At 62.8% G+C, this 17,634-nt stretch carries 16 protein-coding genes and 1 pseudogene; 5 read left to right on the forward strand and 12 right to left on the reverse strand.

Going from position 1 to position 17,634, the window contains the following annotated elements:
- Positions 1-167 precede the first annotated feature (167 nt).
- Both AC0L20_RS03070 and AC0L20_RS03075 read right to left on the reverse strand, forming a co-directional pair.
- Positions 168-1,310, reverse strand: coding sequence for an Mrp/NBP35 family ATP-binding protein (locus tag AC0L20_RS03070; protein ID WP_247360352.1), 1,143 nt, complete (start codon positions 1,308-1,310; stop codon positions 168-170).
- A gap of 53 nt (positions 1,311-1,363) precedes the next feature.
- On the reverse strand, positions 1,364-1,801 hold the full coding sequence (locus tag AC0L20_RS03075) for a VOC family protein (RefSeq protein WP_027517244.1): 438 nt from the start codon (positions 1,799-1,801) through the stop codon (positions 1,364-1,366).
- A gap of 182 nt (positions 1,802-1,983) precedes the next feature.
- Here AC0L20_RS03075 and AC0L20_RS03080 point away from each other — a divergent pair, with 182 nt between their 5' ends.
- From AC0L20_RS03080 to AC0L20_RS03100, 5 genes are all read left to right on the forward strand, one after another.
- Entirely contained in the window at positions 1,984-2,856 is an 873-nt protein-coding gene (locus tag AC0L20_RS03080) for an NAD(P)-dependent oxidoreductase (protein WP_354127830.1), read from the forward strand.
- A gap of 22 nt (positions 2,857-2,878) precedes the next feature.
- Entirely contained in the window at positions 2,879-4,156 is a 1,278-nt protein-coding gene (nhaD, locus tag AC0L20_RS03085; RefSeq protein WP_473287368.1) for a sodium:proton antiporter NhaD, read from the forward strand.
- Between the two features lie 137 nt (positions 4,157-4,293).
- Complete coding sequence (locus AC0L20_RS03090) at positions 4,294-5,889, forward strand: sensor histidine kinase (protein WP_473287369.1); 1,596 nt, start codon at positions 4,294-4,296, stop codon at positions 5,887-5,889.
- 44 nt (positions 5,890-5,933) lie between these two features.
- On the forward strand, positions 5,934-6,137 hold the full coding sequence (locus AC0L20_RS03095) for a DUF1289 domain-containing protein (protein WP_473287370.1): 204 nt from the start codon (positions 5,934-5,936) through the stop codon (positions 6,135-6,137).
- 28 nt (positions 6,138-6,165) lie between these two features.
- A complete protein-coding gene (locus tag AC0L20_RS03100) occupies positions 6,166-6,720 on the forward strand; it encodes a TIGR02281 family clan AA aspartic protease (protein WP_473287371.1) in 555 nt (184 codons plus the stop codon).
- A gap of 33 nt (positions 6,721-6,753) precedes the next feature.
- Here AC0L20_RS03100 and dusA read toward each other — a convergent pair whose 3' ends face one another.
- The 10 genes and pseudogenes from dusA to AC0L20_RS03150 all read right to left on the reverse strand — a co-directional run bounded on the left by dusA (position 6,754) and on the right by AC0L20_RS03150 (position 17,595).
- Complete coding sequence (dusA, locus tag AC0L20_RS03105) at positions 6,754-7,743, reverse strand: tRNA dihydrouridine(20/20a) synthase DusA (RefSeq protein ID WP_473287372.1); 990 nt, start codon at positions 7,741-7,743, stop codon at positions 6,754-6,756.
- A gap of 624 nt (positions 7,744-8,367) precedes the next feature.
- A pseudogene (locus AC0L20_RS03110) lies at positions 8,368-8,843 on the reverse strand (aldehyde dehydrogenase family protein); the annotation flags it as partial.
- Between the two features lie 56 nt (positions 8,844-8,899).
- Entirely contained in the window at positions 8,900-9,751 is an 852-nt protein-coding gene (locus tag AC0L20_RS03115) for an alpha/beta fold hydrolase (RefSeq protein WP_473287373.1), read from the reverse strand.
- 82 nt (positions 9,752-9,833) lie between these two features.
- A complete protein-coding gene (locus tag AC0L20_RS03120) occupies positions 9,834-11,756 on the reverse strand; it encodes an acyl CoA:acetate/3-ketoacid CoA transferase (RefSeq protein WP_473287374.1) in 1,923 nt (640 codons plus the stop codon).
- Complete coding sequence (gene phaC, locus AC0L20_RS03125) at positions 11,756-12,877, reverse strand: class III poly(R)-hydroxyalkanoic acid synthase subunit PhaC (protein WP_473287375.1); 1,122 nt, start codon at positions 12,875-12,877, stop codon at positions 11,756-11,758. The genes AC0L20_RS03120 and phaC overlap by 1 nt, the downstream gene beginning before the upstream one ends.
- Positions 12,874-13,548 (reverse strand): poly(R)-hydroxyalkanoic acid synthase subunit PhaE, encoded by a 675-nt coding sequence (locus tag AC0L20_RS03130; RefSeq protein ID WP_473287376.1) that lies wholly within the window; start codon positions 13,546-13,548, stop codon positions 12,874-12,876. The genes phaC and AC0L20_RS03130 overlap by 4 nt, the downstream gene beginning before the upstream one ends.
- A gap of 22 nt (positions 13,549-13,570) precedes the next feature.
- Positions 13,571-14,743 (reverse strand): iron-containing alcohol dehydrogenase, encoded by a 1,173-nt coding sequence (locus AC0L20_RS03135; RefSeq protein ID WP_473287377.1) that lies wholly within the window; start codon positions 14,741-14,743, stop codon positions 13,571-13,573.
- Positions 14,740-15,354 carry an adenylate kinase gene (locus AC0L20_RS03140; protein WP_473287378.1) on the reverse strand — a complete coding sequence of 205 codons (615 nt, stop codon included), beginning with the start codon at positions 15,352-15,354 and terminating at the stop codon, positions 14,740-14,742. Before AC0L20_RS03140 ends, AC0L20_RS03135 begins: the two co-directional genes overlap by 4 nt.
- A 141-nt stretch (positions 15,355-15,495) precedes the next feature.
- Positions 15,496-15,864 carry a phasin family protein gene (locus AC0L20_RS03145; RefSeq protein ID WP_473287379.1) on the reverse strand — a complete coding sequence of 123 codons (369 nt, stop codon included), beginning with the start codon at positions 15,862-15,864 and terminating at the stop codon, positions 15,496-15,498.
- A 72-nt stretch (positions 15,865-15,936) separates the two neighbouring features.
- Positions 15,937-17,595, reverse strand: coding sequence for an acetolactate synthase large subunit (locus tag AC0L20_RS03150; RefSeq protein WP_473287380.1), 1,659 nt, complete (start codon positions 17,593-17,595; stop codon positions 15,937-15,939).
- Between the last annotated feature and the right edge of the window lie 39 nt (positions 17,596-17,634).

The following is a 17,634-nucleotide window of genomic DNA, read 5'->3' on the forward strand; positions in this document are numbered from 1 at the left end:
GCTCATTCCGGCGACGCGTTCTTGGGCCGCGTCGAACCGAAGGGGCTTGACTGCCGTGGGCCTTTAACACGGAAGCCCCGCTTTCGAAACGCGACATTGGCATGACAGGGCTCTACGAAAGTCGCATGTCCCCAAGGTACTGGTTTGAAGGGATTGCCTGGATCCGCTCAGGCCGCGGCGATGACGCCCTTGAGCTGGTCCCGCACCTGTCCCGCAATGGCGCGGTAGATCGCCGCATGGGGACCGTCCGGCTCGCTGTCCACCACGGGCGTGCCGGCGTCCGAGGTGGCGCGAATCGCCATGTGCAGGGGGACCTCGCCCAGGAACGGTACCCCGAGCTTCTCGGCCTCGTGGCGCGCGCCGCCATGGCCGAAAATGTCGGATTTCGTGCCGCATTGCGGGCACTGGAAATAGCTCATGTTCTCGACGATGCCGAGCACGGGCACGTTGACTTTCTTGAACATCGCAAGCCCCCGCCTTGCATCGATCAGCGACAGGTCCTGCGGGGTCGAGACGATCACGGCGCCCTTCAAGGGGACGTTCTGCGCCAGCGTGAGCTGGGCATCACCGGTGCCCGGCGGCATGTCGACGACGAGCACATCGAGCTGGCCCCATGCGACGTCGCGCAGCATCTGCGTCACCGCCGACATCACCATAGGCCCGCGCCAGATCATCGCGGTCTCTTCCTCAACCAGGAAGCCGATCGACATGATGGCCAGGCCAAAGCGCCTGAGCGGAATCATCTTGCGCTCGCCATCCAGCTCCGGCTTCTCATGCAGGCCCGTCAGCCGCGGCACCGAGGGGCCGTAGATGTCGGCATCGAGCAGCCCGACCTTGAGGCCGAGATCGCGCAGGCCCAACGCAAGATTGAGCGCGGTGGTGGACTTGCCGACGCCGCCTTTGCCCGAGGCAACCGCGATCACGGCCGCGACGCCCGGAATCTCGGACTGCCGCGCCATCGGCGATTGGGCGCCGCCCTGCGGCGGCGGCTTATGGGCGTGGACCGGCTGCACGCCCGGCGTGCCGCGACTGGGCGTTGGCGGCGGCGGTGGTGCCGCGCCCGCCTTCCGCTCGGCCGTGAGCGCCACCATGACAGTGGTGACGCCGGGAATGGCGCGCACCGCGGCCTCGGCCTCGGCCCGGACGGATTCCCAGGCGCGCGCCTCGGCGGCATCGACATTGATCGAGAAGAACACCTTGCCGTCGGCCGCGCTGATCGCGCTCAGCACATTGGCATTGGTGAGCGCGACCCCGCGGGGCGACTTGATCCTGGCGAGGCTGTCGAGAACCTGTTGCTGCGTCACGCTCAAAGCGCATCTCCTAGAATTCAAGATGCCCCATTAGAGCGGAAACGCCCAAAAGGCTACTGCCTGCCGATATCGTCAGCCATCTCGGCGGGCGCCGCGCCCTGCTCCAGGGCAGCCTCGTAGTTGAGCTCGATCATGACCCCATTGGGGTCGTGGACGAAGATCTGCCAGAGCTCGCCGCCGGGCACCTGGCGGGAGTCGAACTTCATCCCTTTTGAGGCCAGCCGCTGTTTCATGCCGTCAAAGCCGCGGCTGGCGAAGGCGACGTGGTGGACAACGCCGGAATCCGGCTTTTGTGGCTCGGCCGTCGGAGAAATATCGACGAGGTGCACCACCGGCTTACCCTCGCTGTACATCCAGGCGCCGGGGAAGGCGAAATTCGGCCGGGCGCCCTTTTCCAGGCCCAGCACGTCCTCGTAGAAGCGGACGGTCTCGGCCAGATTCCGGGTCCGGATGTTGAAATGATCGAGCACGCCCACGCTTACGCCGCCCATGCCTTCGCTCCCTTTTTTTGAAGTCCTTAGGTCCGCCATCCTAGCACAAGCGGGGGCTAAACGAACCCGTTGCCCTCCGGCCTCAAGGGTTTATGGTGCGGCCGATCTGCCGCAATGGCGGAACCGGGCGGCCCTCGCCCGGCAAGAACCGTAAAACCCAAACTACGGACAAGGTACCACAGATGGCTAAAGTCGCTTTCCTCGGTCTCGGCGTGATGGGCTTCCCCATGGCCGGACACCTCGTGAAAAAAGGGGGCCATGAGGTCACCGTCTATAACCGCACCGCGGCCAAGGCGAAGGAGTGGGCGGACAAGTTCGGCGGCAAGACCGCGGCGACCCCGAAAGCTGCAGCCGAGGGCCAGGATTTCGTGATGTGCTGCGTCGGCAACGACAACGATCTGCGCGCGGTCACGATCGGTGCCGACGGCGCGTTTGCCGGCATGAAGAAGGGTGCGACCTTCGTCGACCATACCACCGCGTCCGCCGAGGTCGCCCGTGAGCTCGATGCGGCCGCGACCAAGGCCGGCTTCAAATTCATCGACGCACCCGTGTCCGGCGGCCAGGCCGGCGCAGAGAACGGCGTGCTGACGGTGATGTGCGGCGGCACGCAGGACGCCTATGCGGGTGCCGAGCCGATCATCACAGGCGCCTATGCGCGGATGTGCAAATTGCTGGGGCCGGCCGGCTCCGGCCAGCTGACCAAAATGGTCAACCAGATCTGCATCGCCGGCCTGGTCCAGGGCCTCTCCGAGGGTATTCACTTCGCCAAGAAGAGCGGCCTCGATGTCGCCGCCGTGATCGAAACCATCTCAAAGGGCGCCGCGCAGTCCTGGCAGATGGAAAACCGCTACAAGACCATGAACGAGGACAAATACGATTTCGGCTTCGCGGTCGAATGGATGCGCAAGGATCTCTCGATCTCGCTGGCCGAAGCCCGCCGCAATGGCGCCAATTTGCCGGTGACCGCGCTGGTCGACCAGTTCTACGCGGAGGTCGAGAAGATGGGCGGCAAGCGCTGGGATACGTCGAGCCTGCTCGCGCGCCTCAATCGCTGACCTCTGACGAAGTGATCCTGCCTTGCTGATCGCACTCGCCGCAATCTTCGTCCTCGCCTATGCGGCGATCGCGCTCGAGCATCCGATCGGGGTGAACAAGAGCGCGTCTGCACTACTCGGCGCAGGCGTGCTCTGGACCATCTACGCGCTCGCGACCGGCGACCACACGCTGGTCGGCCATCAGCTAGATGAGTCCGTCGCCTCCACCGCGCAGATCGTGTTCTTCCTGATTGGCGCGATGACGATCGTCGAGGTGATCGACGCCCATGATGGTTTCGAAGTCATTACCTCCCGCATCAGCACGACCAGCCAGGTCCGTCTGATATGGCTGATTGGTTTCGTGACCTTCTTCCTCAGCGCAATCCTCGACAATCTGACCACCACCATCGTCATGGTCTCGCTGATCCAGCGGCTGATCGCCAAGCGCGACGACCGGCTGCTGTTCGCCTCCCTCATCGTCATCGCCGCGAATGCCGGCGGAGCATGGACCGTGATCGGCGACGTCACCACGACCATGCTGTGGATCGGCGGACAGATTTCGCCCCTGAAAATCATGGGCGCGGTGTTCCTGCCCTCCCTGCTCAACCTGCTGGTGCCGCTCGCATTCATCAGCTTTTCGCTCAAGGGCAAGACCATCGCTCCGCCGCCGAAAGAGGACGGATTGCAGGGCGTCGATCCGTTCGAGCGCAACGTGATGTTCTATCTCGGTCTCGGCGTACTGATCGCGGTGCCCGCCTTCAAGACGGTCACGCACCTGCCGCCCTTCATGGGCGTCCTGCTCGGGCTTGGCCTCGTGTGGTTGGTCGGCGAGATCGTTCATCGCGACAAGGACGAGCATGTCCGTGGTCCGCTCACGCTTGCGAATGCGCTGACGCGGATCGACATGGGCTCGATCGTGTTCTTCCTCGGCATCTTGCTTGCGGTCGCCTGCCTCGAACATGCCGGCTTGCTCTCCATGCTGGCCAAATGGCTGGACACCGCAATCGGCCGACAGGACATCATCGTGATCGTGCTCGGGCTGCTCAGCGCCGTCATCGACAACGTGCCGCTGGTCGCCGCGACCATGGGCATGTACGACCTCGCGCATTATCCACCCGACAGCTTCCTCTGGGAGTTCATCGCCTATTGCGCCGGAACCGGCGGCTCGATCCTGATCATCGGCTCGGCCGCGGGCGTCGCCGCCATGGGGCTCGAGCGCATCGAGTTCCTCTGGTACGCCCGTCGCATCGCCCTCCCGGCGCTCGCCGGCTATCTGGCGGGAGCCGTGGTGTACATCGCGCAGCACGCGGCGCTGCATTGAGCCGCTCACGCCGGATCCAAAATTAACGCCGGGTTAACGTAATTCTTTAGCTCCTTAAGTCACCTCTTAAGGATTTCTTGCCAGAGATAGACAATGCAGAAGGCCCGTCCCGCGCGGGCAGGAATTGTTGTTGTGCGATGAGTAAACCCGCTGAAAAGCCCGAGGTTGTGCAGCTTCCGGCCGAGCCGGTGAGCGTACCGTCGGCGAGCCATCGCCGGGCTGCGGCACAGCGGGTGCGCGAAGCGCGCGACAAGTTAACGTCGACCAGTGGAACCCGGCCGGCTTTCGACGCCGAGATGCTGCGCCATTACGCCCAGACCCGGCTGTCGGCCTCCTATGTCGTGATGCTGCTTGTGGTCGCGACGGGCGTGCTGTTTGGGCTGTGGATGCAGCCGATCCCCGCCGCGGCCTGGACCGTCGGCATGCTGTGCATCCATGCCGCGATGATCCGCAGCTGCCACCGCTTCCTGGCCGAGCCCGCCTCGCCCGCGGCAACGCGCGCATGGCAGACGCGCTTCGTCGTGCTCGACCTGCTCTATGGCCTTTGCTGGATGGCGATCCTGATCCATCCCGTGCTCGACATGATCACGGAATCGCTGATGATGTTCCTGATGCTGCTGGTGATCGCAGTATCGAGCATGCTGGCCGCCAATCTGCCGATCGCCGCCCTCGCCGCCACCGCACCGGTCGCGGTCGCGATGGCGCTGAGCTTCGTGATGACGGGCTCGCTGGACAATTACATCCTGGCCGCGCTCGCCCTCGCCGCCGAAGGCTATTTCGTGCTGCTGGCCCACCGCCTGCACTCCTCGACCTTCGCCACGCTCGAGGCGCGGGCCGAGAAGGACGCGCTGATCGGCGAGCTCGAACAGGCCAAGGCAATCTCGGACGAAGCGCGCCACCGCGCCGAATCCGCCAATGTCGCCAAATCGCGCTTTCTGGCGCAGATGAGCCACGAACTGCGGACGCCGCTCAATGCGATCCTCGGCTTCTCCGAGGTGATGAAGAGCGAGATTTTCGGCGCGCATGCCGTGCCGGTCTACAAGGAGTACTCGGCGGACATCCACAATTCCGGCGTTCATCTGCTCAACCTCATCAACGAGATCCTCGATCTGTCGCGGATCGAGGCTGGCCGCTACGAGCTCAACGAGGAGGCGGTCTCGCTGGTCGGCATTGTCGCCGACTGCCATCATCTGATGAAGCTGCGCGCCTCGAGCCGCGGTATCACCATCCACGAGGTGTTCGAGCAGGCAATGCCGCGGCTGTGGGCCGACGAGCGCGCGATCCGCCAGGTCGTGCTCAATCTGCTCTCCAACTCGATCAAGTTCACTCCGCAGGGCGGCGAGATCTGGCTCAAGGCCGGCTGGACGGCTTCAGGCGGACAATATCTCTCGGTGAAGGATACCGGCTCCGGAATCCCCGAGGACGAGATCCCGGTCGTGCTGGCCTCGTTCGGCCAAGGCTCCAACTCGATCAAGTCGGCCGAACAGGGCGCCGGTCTCGGCCTGCCGATCGCCAAGAATCTGGTCGACCTGCATGGCGGTACGTTCACGCTGAAATCGAAGCTGCGCATCGGCACCGAGGTGATCGTCACCTTCCCGCCCGAGCGCGTGATGAGCGCGCTGGCGCCGATGTCGGATGATTCTCCGCCGCTCCAGCCCGAGAGTTCCGCGGTAGCGGACGAGAAGCGCCGGCCGCGTCGCAAGCCTATCATGAGCGCAGGTACGGGCTCGTAACGAGATGCTTGCAGACATGCCCGACCATCCGCCACTATGTCCGAATGAGCAAAGAAACGCCGTGCGTGGCCGTCTGCATGATCGATCCCAAAACCAGGCTGTGCTTCGGCTGCGGACGTACATTGCCGGAGATCGCGCGCTGGCACGCCATGGAGAGCGCGGAACGGCTCGCGGTCATGGCGCTGTTGCCGGCGCGCATGAATCAGGCTGGACTTGCGCCCATCGCGGGATCGCCGGATCGCACCTGACCGGCCTGAGCGCATCGGGAGGTGCGCAATGATCCGGTTCCTGCTCGTTCTCATCATGCTCGCCTGCACGGCCGGCGCCGTCGTCGCCTATGGCGATTCCGACCAGATCGCGCGCGCGAGCAGCAAGGTCTCGCACATCTTTCGCACGCAGACCGCAGCGCCCGCCCCCGCCGTGCAGATCCCGCGCGGCCAGGGCGGAGAATTCGCGCTGCGCGCGAAGATCAACGGCGTGGCCGCACCGATGGTCATCGACACCGGCGCGACTTCGGTGGTGCTGACCTGGGAGACTGCGAAAGCGATCGGGCTGCCGCTCGAGATGCTCGAATACGACGTCGATCTCGAAACCGCGGGCGGTCGCACCAAGGCGGCCCGCCTCACGATCGACCGCCTCTCGGTCGGCCACCTCGTCGAGAAATCGGTCCCCGCCCTCGTCGTGCCGCGCGGTCAAATGAAGACCAACCTGCTCGGCATGAGCTTCCTCGATCGCCTGGAGAGCTGGGGCGTGCGCGCCGACAAGCTGATGCTCACCGGTTATCCGGAGCTCCAGACCAGTCACCGCCGCTCGCGCCTGGCAGTCGACTAGACTTCTCCGATCCGGCTCGCCATGTGACTCCGGCTAGGCCGCCGCCTCCGCCGGCGCGCGGGCACCGACACGCGCAATCGCATCACGCAGCACCTCGAGGCCGGCGCCCGGTTTCACCCCCTGCTCGGCAAGATGCCGGCGGAAGGCGCGCGCGCCGGGCACGGCATGGAATGCGCCGACGAAATGCCTCGTCATGGAGTGCAGCCGCGTGCCGCGCGCGAGCTGTCGTTCGATGTAGGGCATCATCGCTTCGAGCGCATCCTGCATCGAGGCATGCGGCGCCGCCTCGCCGAAAATGTCGGTATCGACCGAGAGCAGCCGCCACGGCTCCTGATAGGCGGCTCGTCCAAGCATCGCGCCGTCAACGTGATCGAGATGTGCTTTGGCCTCGTCGACACCGGGGATGCCGCCGTTGATGATGACAGGCATATCGGGCATCGCTCGCTTGAGGCGATAGACGCGATCATAGTCGAGCGGCGGGATGTCGCGATTTTCCTTCGGCGACAAACCGCTGAGCCATGCTTTCCGGGCATGCACGATCAGCGCATCGCAGCCGGAAGCGACGACCGCGCGCGCAAGGTTGTCGAGCGCGACCTCCGGATCCTGGTCGTCGATGCCGATGCGGCACTTCACGGTGACGGGCACGGCAACCGCACCCTTCATCGCCTCGACGCACCTCGCCACGAGATCAGGCTCCGCCATGAGGCAAGCGCCGAAACGGCCGTCCTTCACGCGGTCGGAGGGGCAGCCGACGTTGAGGTTGATCTCGTCATAACCGAACTCCTCGCCGATCCGCGCCGCCAGCGCCAGCTCGCGCGGATCCGACCCGCCGAGCTGAAGCGCGACCGGGTGCTCGACCACGTCGAACCCAAGCAGCCGCTCCCGGTCACCATGAATGATGGCACCGGTGGTCAGCATCTCCGTATAGAGCAGCGCCCGCCGCGTCAGGTGACGGTGGAACACCCGGCAATGCCGGTCGGTCCAATCCATCATGGGCGCCACAGAAAAACGATAGCCCTGCATTTTCAATGACTTACCTTACCGCCTCAATAGGATGAAACACGAAAATGTGCACTCCAACCTAGCCGGAATTACACACGTTTGTACCCGTTTTGACCTCTCAATGCACGCATAGTGCAAACGAAAGCCGGAGTGCACACGCGTGGCGACCCTCACTCAATGGCATCGGGAAACTGACGCGTCCAAGTCCACCGCAAGCCCGTTATGTGGCTGAGACTTTCCGACAGCGCAAGGATGGCGAAGAATGGCCGCTCGAAATGGAGCGCGACATAGACCGCAACGGATCGTCGAAGCTCCGGTTGCATCGCAAACAGCACGTCTGCGATGCCGCCGGCGGCGGCAATAGACGACAGTAATCTGACCGATGTAGATTTTTGCTGGAAACATCTTCCGTCCCACTTACTCACGCTAGCGAGCGGCGAGATGAAAAACGGGAGAAGCTCAAGCGTTCAACCGGAATAAAGATCGTCTTCCGCAACGAGATCCGTATCGATCAAGCTCATCCGTGAGAGATCGATGATGGACCAGTTTCAGCGTGATTGAGGAAGCGCCTCAATAGAAGGTGAACGGCCTGACCAAACTGGATCAATCGTCTGGCTCAGCTGATTGCTCAGCTCACCTGCAACGGGCAAGCGCCGGGCCGGCCTTGCGGGTGATCATCCCGGCCGGGAAATTCCACGGGATGATTGCGGCACAAACGCCGATCGGCTGCTTCAGCACGATAATGAGGCGGTCGGCCGTGAAGTCGGGAATCGTATCACTCGATCTCGCCTTTGGCTTCAGCAAGCGGTTTCCCCTGCTCCGCAGTCATGATCGCGCTGAGATCGTCCTGGTTCGCCATGATCAGATCGAACCAGCGTCGCAGGATCACGGCGCGCTCTTTCGCGGTCCGGGCGCGCCACGCCGGTAGCACAGCGTCGGCGAATTCGATCGCGCACTGGGTCTCGGCCATTCTCATCTTGGGGACATGCCCGACCACGGCGCCGGTCGAGGGATTATCGACTGCGATGGTGGCGCCGTTATCGACGGCTCCCCACGCGCCCCGCCACCGGACAGGCATCGCGCAACAGGGGCGGATCCTTGAGCGTGAGTTTCGAAGTCATGATGAAGACCGCCAAAATGAATGGAGTGAATCGATCCGCCACCGGCGCAAAACCGCTTAAAGCGTTCCGCGCTCGCTGCTGAGGAACGTGGCAACGACCTCGATCTGGTCGTCAGCGATCAGGGCCGGCGCATGGCCGCAATCTGCAATGGTGTGGACGCGGACATTACGATTGCGCCGCATCATGTCCCTGAGGACGGCTTCGAGAAGCAAATCCGATTGCTGCCCGCGTATCACAAGAATGGGGACGTCGATCGCGTCCCAGTATTTCCAGAGATCGACGCTGTAGTGCCAGGGGTTACGAAAGGCGTGGGCGATATTCGGATCGCACAGCGGCCTGAAGCAGCGCCCCTCCGCGCTCCAGATCACACTATGCGTTGTCAGATGCCGCCAGTGCGCATCCTCCAATCGCCCGAAAGGCGCCAAAACCCGCCGGTAGTAGCCTTCGGCCTGTTCGAGCGTCTCAAAGGATCTTGGCGCATCGTTGAGTTTGGCGCCGAGGCGAAGCAATCCAGTCCAGGGCAGATAGGGTCCGATATCGTTGATGACGATGCGACGGATCGGACTGCCCGGAAGGGCGGCCAGCACCATCCCGATCAGGCCACCGAGCGACGTGCCAACCCAGTCGATCTCCGTTGCACCGAGGCCTGCCATCAGCACTGTCATATCGCTGCAATATTGCGGCAATGCGTAGTCGCTGCTGTCCTGCAGCCGCTCGCTTTGTCCCCGGCCCGGCAAATCCGGGCAAATGACGCGCCGGCCCGCGCGGGCGAGAACTGCGGCGAGATGATCGAAGTCCCGGCCGTTTCTCGTCAATCCGTGGACACAGAGTACTGGCCGCACCGCGGACGCCGGCCCCCAATCCGTGAATGCGATGCGATGGAAGCTGCGGCGGGTCAGCCCGCGCACCGATCCGATACGGTCGGGCGCCATCTGCCGTCCTTCAGGCCAATCCGCGGGGCGCACCTCGGTGGATTTCAGCCGCATCGGTCTATTCGACAAACCGGTGGGCGTCGGCCGAGGTTTCGAAGATATGCGGCGCGACGTCGCGGCGGGAGAGCGCATCGCCGAGCTTCAGGCGCATGAATGCGCTGGTGGTGTAGCGCGAGGCATGATCGTAGCAGGTCCGCTCGACCTCCGCGGCCATCGAAAACCATTTCTCCGCCATGTCGGGAGCGATGTAAGACGAATCGTAATTGACGACTGCGGAAAACCGGCGTCCGACACGATGGAAGAGCTCGAGGATCGACGCCCGGATTACCTCGACGTCGGCATCTCTATGGACCCGATAGCCGTCGAGCCCGAGGAATAGTGTGTTGCGATGGGCATCGTACGACAGCCGCTCCGCCAGAGGCCTGTTGAGCAGCCGGTCGTCGAGCTGCATCAGCGCTTCGCTAAACAGCGAAACATCCATGGATTTCGGCGCTTGGATGATGGGGCGAAAGCCCATCAGCGCGAGGATGTCGCGCTCCATGTCGACACCCGGCGCGATCTCCGTTAGTTCGAGACCTTCCTGGGTAAGCTTGAACACGCATCGCTCGGTCACATAGAGAACCGGCTGCCTGTTGGTTGCGGCAAGCTTGCCCGAAAACGTGATCTGATCGACGTTGTCGATGAATTTCGATGATTTGCCTTCGCTGAGGATCTTGAGCTCGCCATCCACGACCGATGTCTTGAGGCCGCCAGTGGTGAAGGTGCCTGCGAAGATCAGCCGGCGCGCATTCTGGGATATGTTGATGAAGCCGCCGGCGCCGGCCAGGCGGTCATTGAACAGGCTGACGTTGACATCGCCGCGGCCATTGACCTGAGCCATGCCGAGGCAGGCCAGATCGAGCCCGCCGCCGTCGTAGAAATCGAACATCTGGTTCTGGTCGATGATCGATTCTGCATTGATCGAGGCACCGAAATCGAGGCCGCCTTGCGGAATACCGCCGATGATGCCGGGCTCGGCAGTCAGCGTCACAAAGTCGAACAGCTTCTCCTCGGCGGCAACCGACGCAACTCCCTCGGGCATGCCGATGCCGAGATTGACCACGCCGCCCATTGGCAATTCCAGGGCGCAGCGGCGCGCAATGATCTTGCGGTTGTCCAGCGCCATCGGAACATTGCGATCGGCCGGCGCGCGCAATTCACCCGAGAACGCGCCGTTGTAGCCAGTGGCATAGGTCTGAACATGGTTTTCGGGCTGGGCAACGACGACGCAGTCGATCAAGACACTCGGAATCTTGACATGACGTGGATTGAGCGAGCCGGAGGCGGCGATGCGCTCCACCTGCGCGATGACGAATCCCTTGCAGTTCTTGGCGGCCGTTGCCAACGCCAGACTGTCGAGGGTCAACGCCTCTTTCTCCATCGAGATATTGCCATTGTGGTCGGCGGTGGTACCTCTGATGATCGCAACGTTGATCGGAAATGCCTTGTAGAAGAGCCATTGTTCGCCGTCGATTTCGATCAACCGCACCAGCTCTTCGGTGGTGCGCGCATTCAGCTTTCCGCCGCCATTGGCCGGGTCGACGAAGGTGCCGAGCCCGACCTTGGAGAGAAGCCCGGCCTTGCGCCCCGCAATTTCGCGAAACAGATGCGATACGCATCCGAGCGGCAAATTATAGGCCTCGACATGATTGTCGACCGCCATCCGGGCGAGCTTCGGAACCAGGCCGAAATGTCCGCCGACCAGGCGTTTGATCAGGCCGGGATGCGCCAGGCGGTTGAGGCCGCGATCGGCGCCGTCCCCCGGCGCCGCCGCGAACACCAGCGAAAGGTCCCGCGGCTCTCCGGTCTGCACGAAGCGCCGCTCCAGCGCCTTGATGATTTCGTCAGGCGTTCCCACGCCGACGAAGCCGGACGATGCGACGGTGTCACCGGAACGGATGATGGCCACTGCCTCGGCGGCGTCGACGATCTTGTTGCGCATCAGGCCTCACTTCCGGGATTGGCGTCGCGGGCCATCAGCCAGTCGGCAATGCTCTGGCTCAGCTTGCCCTGCGATTTGCTGGAGACGAACAGGCCGACATGGCCGCCGGGCAGCGGAATTTCGGTGTAATCCGTGCTGCCGATCTTCGCCCCGAGCGCGCGCGAGCAGTCCGGCGGAATGATATGGTCATCCAGCGCAAAAACATTCAGCACGGGAGCCGTGATCGACTTCAGATCGACCCGACGGCCGGACAGTTCAAAGCTGCCATCGACCAGGCGGTTCTCCTGGTAGAGATCCTTCAGCCACTGCTTCGCCGCTTCGCCAGGATGATGCGGACGGTCCGCGAGCCACTTTTCCATACGGAGGAAATTCATGAACTTCGCCTCGTCATCGACGACGTCGATGAGATCGACATTGTACTTCGTCAGCGAGCGCATCGGCGTCATCATCGAGAACACCGAGCTCATGAACTCGCCCGGCAGCACGCCGTACGTATCGACCAACTTGTCGATGTCATCAGGATCGAGGCTGCGGGTCCAGATGTTGAGGAAGCCGTGGTGCGCGGCCTTGTCCTTGACGTCGGCATGGAAGTCGATCGGCGTGATGGTGATGACGAGATTTTTCACCTTCTCCGGGTGCAAAGCAGCGTAGCACGTCGTAAAGACGCCACCTTCGCAGATGCCGAGCAGCGTGATCTTGTCATGGCCGGTTTCCTGCGCGATGCGATCGACCGCGGCATCGATGTAGTCATCGACGTAATCATCGATCTTCAGCCATCGCTCGGTTCGGCCCGGCTGACCCCAGTCGATCAACCAGAGATCGAGCCCTTTTGCGAGCAGGCTGCGCACCAGCGAGCGGTCGGGCTGTAAATCAGCCATGGTGTACCGCCCGATCAGGCCGTAGGCCAAAAGGACGGGCGTCTTCGCACTGGCTTGCGCCATCGGCTCGTAATGGAACAGCTCGACCTTGTCGCGACGCATGACCAGATGCTTCGGCGTCGTACCGATGGCGACGTCTTCATCCCGCGTGTTGGCGATCAGCTGTGTCGCCTTGAACATTTTCTCGGCGTTGGCCGCCATGTCGCGGGCGAAGCGCGAGGTCCGATTCTCCTGGCCGCTCATCGTGCGCCTTCGCTCTTCTGGTCCCGCATCTGGCGCGTGAGCGTACGAACTTCACGGCGGAGTTCGGTCAATTGCCGCGTCACATCGTCGAAATCCTTGCGATTCGGCAGACCCAACATGGCTGACGCCGCTTCAGCCACGTCATCCTGCCGACTCCGCAATTTGAGTCCCGCCTGGAGTAGCTCTTTCTGAGCTTGCAAAAACCCGTCGGTGCGCTGGTTTCGGATCAGTTCCTCGTTGGAGATTTCGCTCCATTTGGCGAACGCCTCGCGCCACTCCGGATGCGGGGAGCCACCGCTACCGCTTGCGGACATCGTCTCGTAAAACCGCTTCGACGCTTCAGGCCACGGAGCGGCGGCGACCGCATTGTAGCTCGCAAGCCGCTGACGCATCTCGATCCAGGCGCCAAAGGCCAACGCCATTTTCCGGTCGATGTCCCAGACGTCGGCAAGCCGCGGCCCCTGCGCCATCCGCTCGATCGCCGCCGACAATTCGTTGCCGTCGCCAAAACCACCCGGCTTTTCCGACAGACGCGCCAGCATGAACGGTGCCATCGACCCCGACCACGCCTCGACCATGCGGTTCGAGGATTCGGCCATCGTCTGCCAAAGCTTCGCCCATTCCAGGCCGGGGTCGGACTCAGCGGAAGCCGATTTGTCGTTCTCGCTCATGCTGCTCACTCTTTGTGCCCGCTCAGGCCGCCGCGCGGTTGCCGAACGCCTCGGTGTAGATCGCCAACGCATCGTCGAAGCTCAATTCCCTGGGATTGTTGACGAGAAGCCGCGTCTGCTTCATCGCGTCCTCGGCGAGCTTCTTCAGGTCGCCCCTCGCAATGCCGACATCGGCCAGCGAGGCCGGCACGTTGCAATCCCGGCAGATCGCCGCGATCGCATCGACGAACAACCGTGCCCGTTGGCTGACACTCATTCCTTCCGACTTGGGATCGACGATCGGCGCCAGTTCAGCGTAGAGCCCTTCTGCCTCCGGCAAATTGAACCGCAGCACCTGCGTCAGCACCAAGGCGTTCGACAAGCCATGCGGCACGTGAAACAGCGCGCCGATCGGATAGGCCAGCGCATGCACGGCGGCGACCGGGGAATTCGCGAACGCCATGCCGGCCAGCATCGAACCCAGCAGCATTTGCGACCGCGCCTCCAGATTGGATCCGTCCGCACAGACTGTCCGGACATTCGCCGACAGCAGGGCGAGAGCCTGCCGCGCCAACTGGTCCGACATCGGATTCTTCCGGTGCTTGCTGGTATAGGCTTCGATCGCATGGACCATGGCGTCGATGCCGGTCGCCGCGGTGACATGCGCGGGCAGGCCGAGCGTCAGCTCCGGATCAAGGATCGCCCAGTCCGGAAGCAGGCGGGACGCAACGACGCCCTTTTTCTCAGTCGTCGGCGTGGTGACGATCGCGATGGGGGTCACCTCCGAGCCCGTTCCGGCCGTTGTCGGCACCAGCAGCAGCGGAAGGCGTTCGCCCTTCGCGAGGCCGACGCCGTAGATATCTTCGAGGCGATCAGGCGTCTTGGCCAGATAGGCCACCAACTTCGCGGTATCGAGCGCGCTGCCGCCGCCGATCGAGGCAACCAGCTCGATGTCCTTGTCACGGCAAAGTGCGACCGCCCGCTCGATGATATGCGACGGTGGATCCGCCTCCACATCTTCGAATATTGTCAGTTCGCAACCGCCGGCAATCAGGCCAGCCTCGGCGTTTTTCGTAAGGCCGGCATTGCGTACACCCTTGTCGGTCACCAGCAGGACACGTTTTGCCACGTATCCCGCAACCAACTCCGCCAGCTTTTTCGATGCGCCTGCTTCGAACAGGATGTTGGGCGGCGCCTGGAAGGTAAAAGCTTTCATCTGACATCACTCCTGATCTGATCGGACGTTACTGCCCCAAGCGGCGCGGCGAGCTGTTCGGTCACGGCGTCAATCGGCTGCAAACCGTCGACGATATTGAGCAGTCCCTGCGACCGGTAGTATTCCGTGACCGGCGCGGTTTGCTCGCGATAAACGTCGAGCCGGGTCTTGAAGACCTTGGGATTATCGTCGCGGCGCACCGGCTCGCCGCGGCTTGCCGCCTCGTCGGCACGCCCCTTGATGCGGTCGAGCAGTGCATCTTCGTCGACCTCGAGCTCGAGTACCGCATCGAGCTTGATGCCCCGGGTGGCGAGTTCCCGATCGAGCGCTTCGGCCTGGGCGACCGTGCGCGGGAAGCCGTCGAGAACAAAGCCGTTTGCCGCGTCGGAATGATCGATACGGTTGGCGATCACGGACACCACGACATCGTCGGGCACAAGTTCACCTCGATCCATGATGTGCTTGACGCGCAATCCCGCAGCCGTGCCTTCCGCGACCGCCCGGCGCAGCATGTCGCCGGTCGACAATTGCGGGATCGCAAATCGAGTGACGATCCTCGTCGCCTGCGTGCCCTTGCCTGCGCCTGGCGGCCCCAACAGAACCAGTCTCATATCGTTGCCCATATCTCGGTTTCAGCTCTTTGCCCGCGCGATCGCCTCGACGATCAGCCGGCGCAGATCGTCCGCGCTCGGACCGCGTCCAGGCAGCATCCCGTGATCAAGCGATTTGATTTCGCTCTGAGGCGACCGGCCCTACTTATTCAGGTCAACCGTCGGCGGCTGGCTCATTGCACTTGCAAGCTCGCGAAACTGCGCGTTCATTTTTTCCATCTGCTCCTTGAGATGGCTTTGATAAACTGCACCCATTTCCTGCGGGTCCTTGGCCCGCAACAGCCGTTGCGCAAGCTCGAAGCCCGAAGCCACATTTTCCTCGGCGAACGCGACTGCCCTTTCGTTCATCTCCTTCGCCGCCGAATAGGTTGAGCGGACGCTGGAATCGGCCTTCTCTCTCAACTTCTGGGATTCGGTTATGTACTTCGACACAGCCTCTTTCGCCTTATCGAGCGTGGTCTGCGCCATTTCCCGCATTTTCTCGGCCTGCTCGTTGATCTGCTCACTCATTGCACTCTCCATAGCCGGCGTTTGCGACCACGCCAATTTCAGCTCAGCTCATCAGTTGACCCTGCCGACGGCTCACACGGTCGGCTCAACGACCTGTTTCAGCTTCTCGCGAAGTTCATCCACCAGCACTCGGGTATTTTCGCTGTAGTCGATCGGCACCACGACGAGGTGCACACCGCCGCCCTTGAACGCGTTTTCGAACGTCGGAATCAATGAATCCGTACTTTCGACCCGCGAGCCTTTCGCGCCGTAGCTCTCGGCATATTTGACGAAATCCGGATTGCCGAACGTGAGGCCAAAATCCGGGAAACTATCGACCGCCTGCTTCCAGCGGATCATGCCATAAGCAGAGTCTTCCAGGATCAGCACGACGAGATTCAATTTAAGGCGAACCGCGGTTTCCATCTCCTGCGAATTCATCATGAAGCCGCCGTCGCCGCAGACCGCGAGCACGCGACGTTCCGGATACAGCATCGCCGCCATCATGGCGGATGGCAGCCCGGCGCCCATTGTCGCCAGCGCATTGTCCAGCAGCAGCGTGTTCGCCACATAAGTGCGGTAGTTGCGGGCGAACCAGATTTTGTACATTCCGTTGTCGAGCGCGACGATGCCGTCCTCAGGAATGACCTTTCGCACATCGTGCACGATGCGTTGCGGGGTCGGCGGCCAGCGATCCTCGGTATTTCGGTCGGTGATCCGCTTCAAAATGCCTTCGCGAAGCCCGAGCAATGCGCCGGCGTTGTGCAGACGACCCTCCACGCGATCCGCTAGCAGTTCCAGGCTGGGCCCGACATCGCCAACCACCTCGCATTGCGGAAAGTAAACCCGCTCCACATTGGCCGGCGTGTAGCTGACGTGGATCACCTGGGGACCCTTCGGCCCCATGATGAACGGCGGCTTCTCGATCGTATCGTGGCCGATCGCGATGATGAGGTCGGCACGATCAACGGCCTCGTGGACGTAGTCACGTTCACTGAGCGCCGCCGTCCCCATATAGAGATTGCCGCCCCCGGGTACGGTCCCCTTACCCATTTGCGTCGTGAAGAACGGAATCTGCGTGCGGCGGACAAAGCCGCCGATGCCCGCCGTGCTCCGCGGCCGGGATGCCGCGGCACCGAGCATGATCAATGGCCGCTTGGCCTTGAGGATCATGTCGGCGGCGCGGTCCAGCGAGGCACGATGGGCGACCGGGATCTCGATCGGATGCTGCGCCACCATCGCGACATCCTCGGATTCTTCGCCGGCGATGTCCTCCGGCAATTCGAGCAGCACCGGACCCGGGCGTTCTTCCATGGCGATCCGGAAGGCATCGCGAACGATCGTCGGAATGCTGGTCGTGCTGACGATCTGGAGCGACAGCTTGGTCAACGGCTTGAAAGCGCTGACCACGTCGACGATCTGGAATTTGGCCTGCCGGCTGCTCATGATGCCCTTCTGGCCCGTGAGCATGATCATGGGCATGGCGCCGAGCAGCGCATAGGCGGCGCCAGTCGTCAGGTTCAATGCGCCCGGGCCCAGCGTGGTGATGCACACGCCGGGTTTGCCGGTCAGTCGTCCATATGTCGCGGCCATGAAGGCCGCGCCCTGCTCGTGGCGTGTCAGGATCAGCTTGATCGACGAGTTGCGCAGGCTTTCCACGACATCGAGGTTCTCTTCACCGGGAACGCCGAAAATTCGGTCGACGCCCTCGTTCTCGAGTGCGGCAACCAATAAATCTGAACCCTTCGGCATCTTGTTCTCCTGATCTTGCGGTAACGAGGTGGCACCAAT

This window comes from Bradyrhizobium sp. Kon58 (assembly GCF_055807455.1).

Coding starts and splice junctions, on each gene's coding strand:
- AC0L20_RS03095 (WP_473287370.1), top strand. CDS start 5,934: ATGAGCAAAGAAACGCCGTGCGTGGCCGTCTGCATGATCGATCCCAAA.
- AC0L20_RS03100 (WP_473287371.1), top strand. CDS start 6,166: ATGATCCGGTTCCTGCTCGTTCTCATCATGCTCGCCTGCACGGCCGGC.
- AC0L20_RS03120 (WP_473287374.1), bottom strand. CDS start 11,756: ATGCGCAACAAGATCGTCGACGCCGCCGAGGCAGTGGCCATCATCCGT.
- AC0L20_RS03145 (WP_473287379.1), bottom strand. CDS start 15,864: ATGAGTGAGCAGATCAACGAGCAGGCCGAGAAAATGCGGGAAATGGCG.
- AC0L20_RS03140 (WP_473287378.1), bottom strand. CDS start 15,354: ATGAGACTGGTTCTGTTGGGGCCGCCAGGCGCAGGCAAGGGCACGCAG.
- AC0L20_RS03080 (WP_354127830.1), top strand. CDS start 1,984: ATGGCTAAAGTCGCTTTCCTCGGTCTCGGCGTGATGGGCTTCCCCATG.
- AC0L20_RS03090 (WP_473287369.1), top strand. CDS start 4,294: ATGAGTAAACCCGCTGAAAAGCCCGAGGTTGTGCAGCTTCCGGCCGAG.
- AC0L20_RS03135 (WP_473287377.1), bottom strand. CDS start 14,743: ATGAAAGCTTTTACCTTCCAGGCGCCGCCCAACATCCTGTTCGAAGCA.
- AC0L20_RS03150 (WP_473287380.1), bottom strand. CDS start 17,595: ATGCCGAAGGGTTCAGATTTATTGGTTGCCGCACTCGAGAACGAGGGC.
- AC0L20_RS03130 (WP_473287376.1), bottom strand. CDS start 13,548: ATGAGCGAGAACGACAAATCGGCTTCCGCTGAGTCCGACCCCGGCCTG.
- dusA (WP_473287372.1), bottom strand. CDS start 7,743: ATGCAGGGCTATCGTTTTTCTGTGGCGCCCATGATGGATTGGACCGAC.
- phaC (WP_473287375.1), bottom strand. CDS start 12,877: ATGAGCGGCCAGGAGAATCGGACCTCGCGCTTCGCCCGCGACATGGCG.
- AC0L20_RS03075 (WP_027517244.1), bottom strand. CDS start 1,801: ATGGGCGGCGTAAGCGTGGGCGTGCTCGATCATTTCAACATCCGGACC.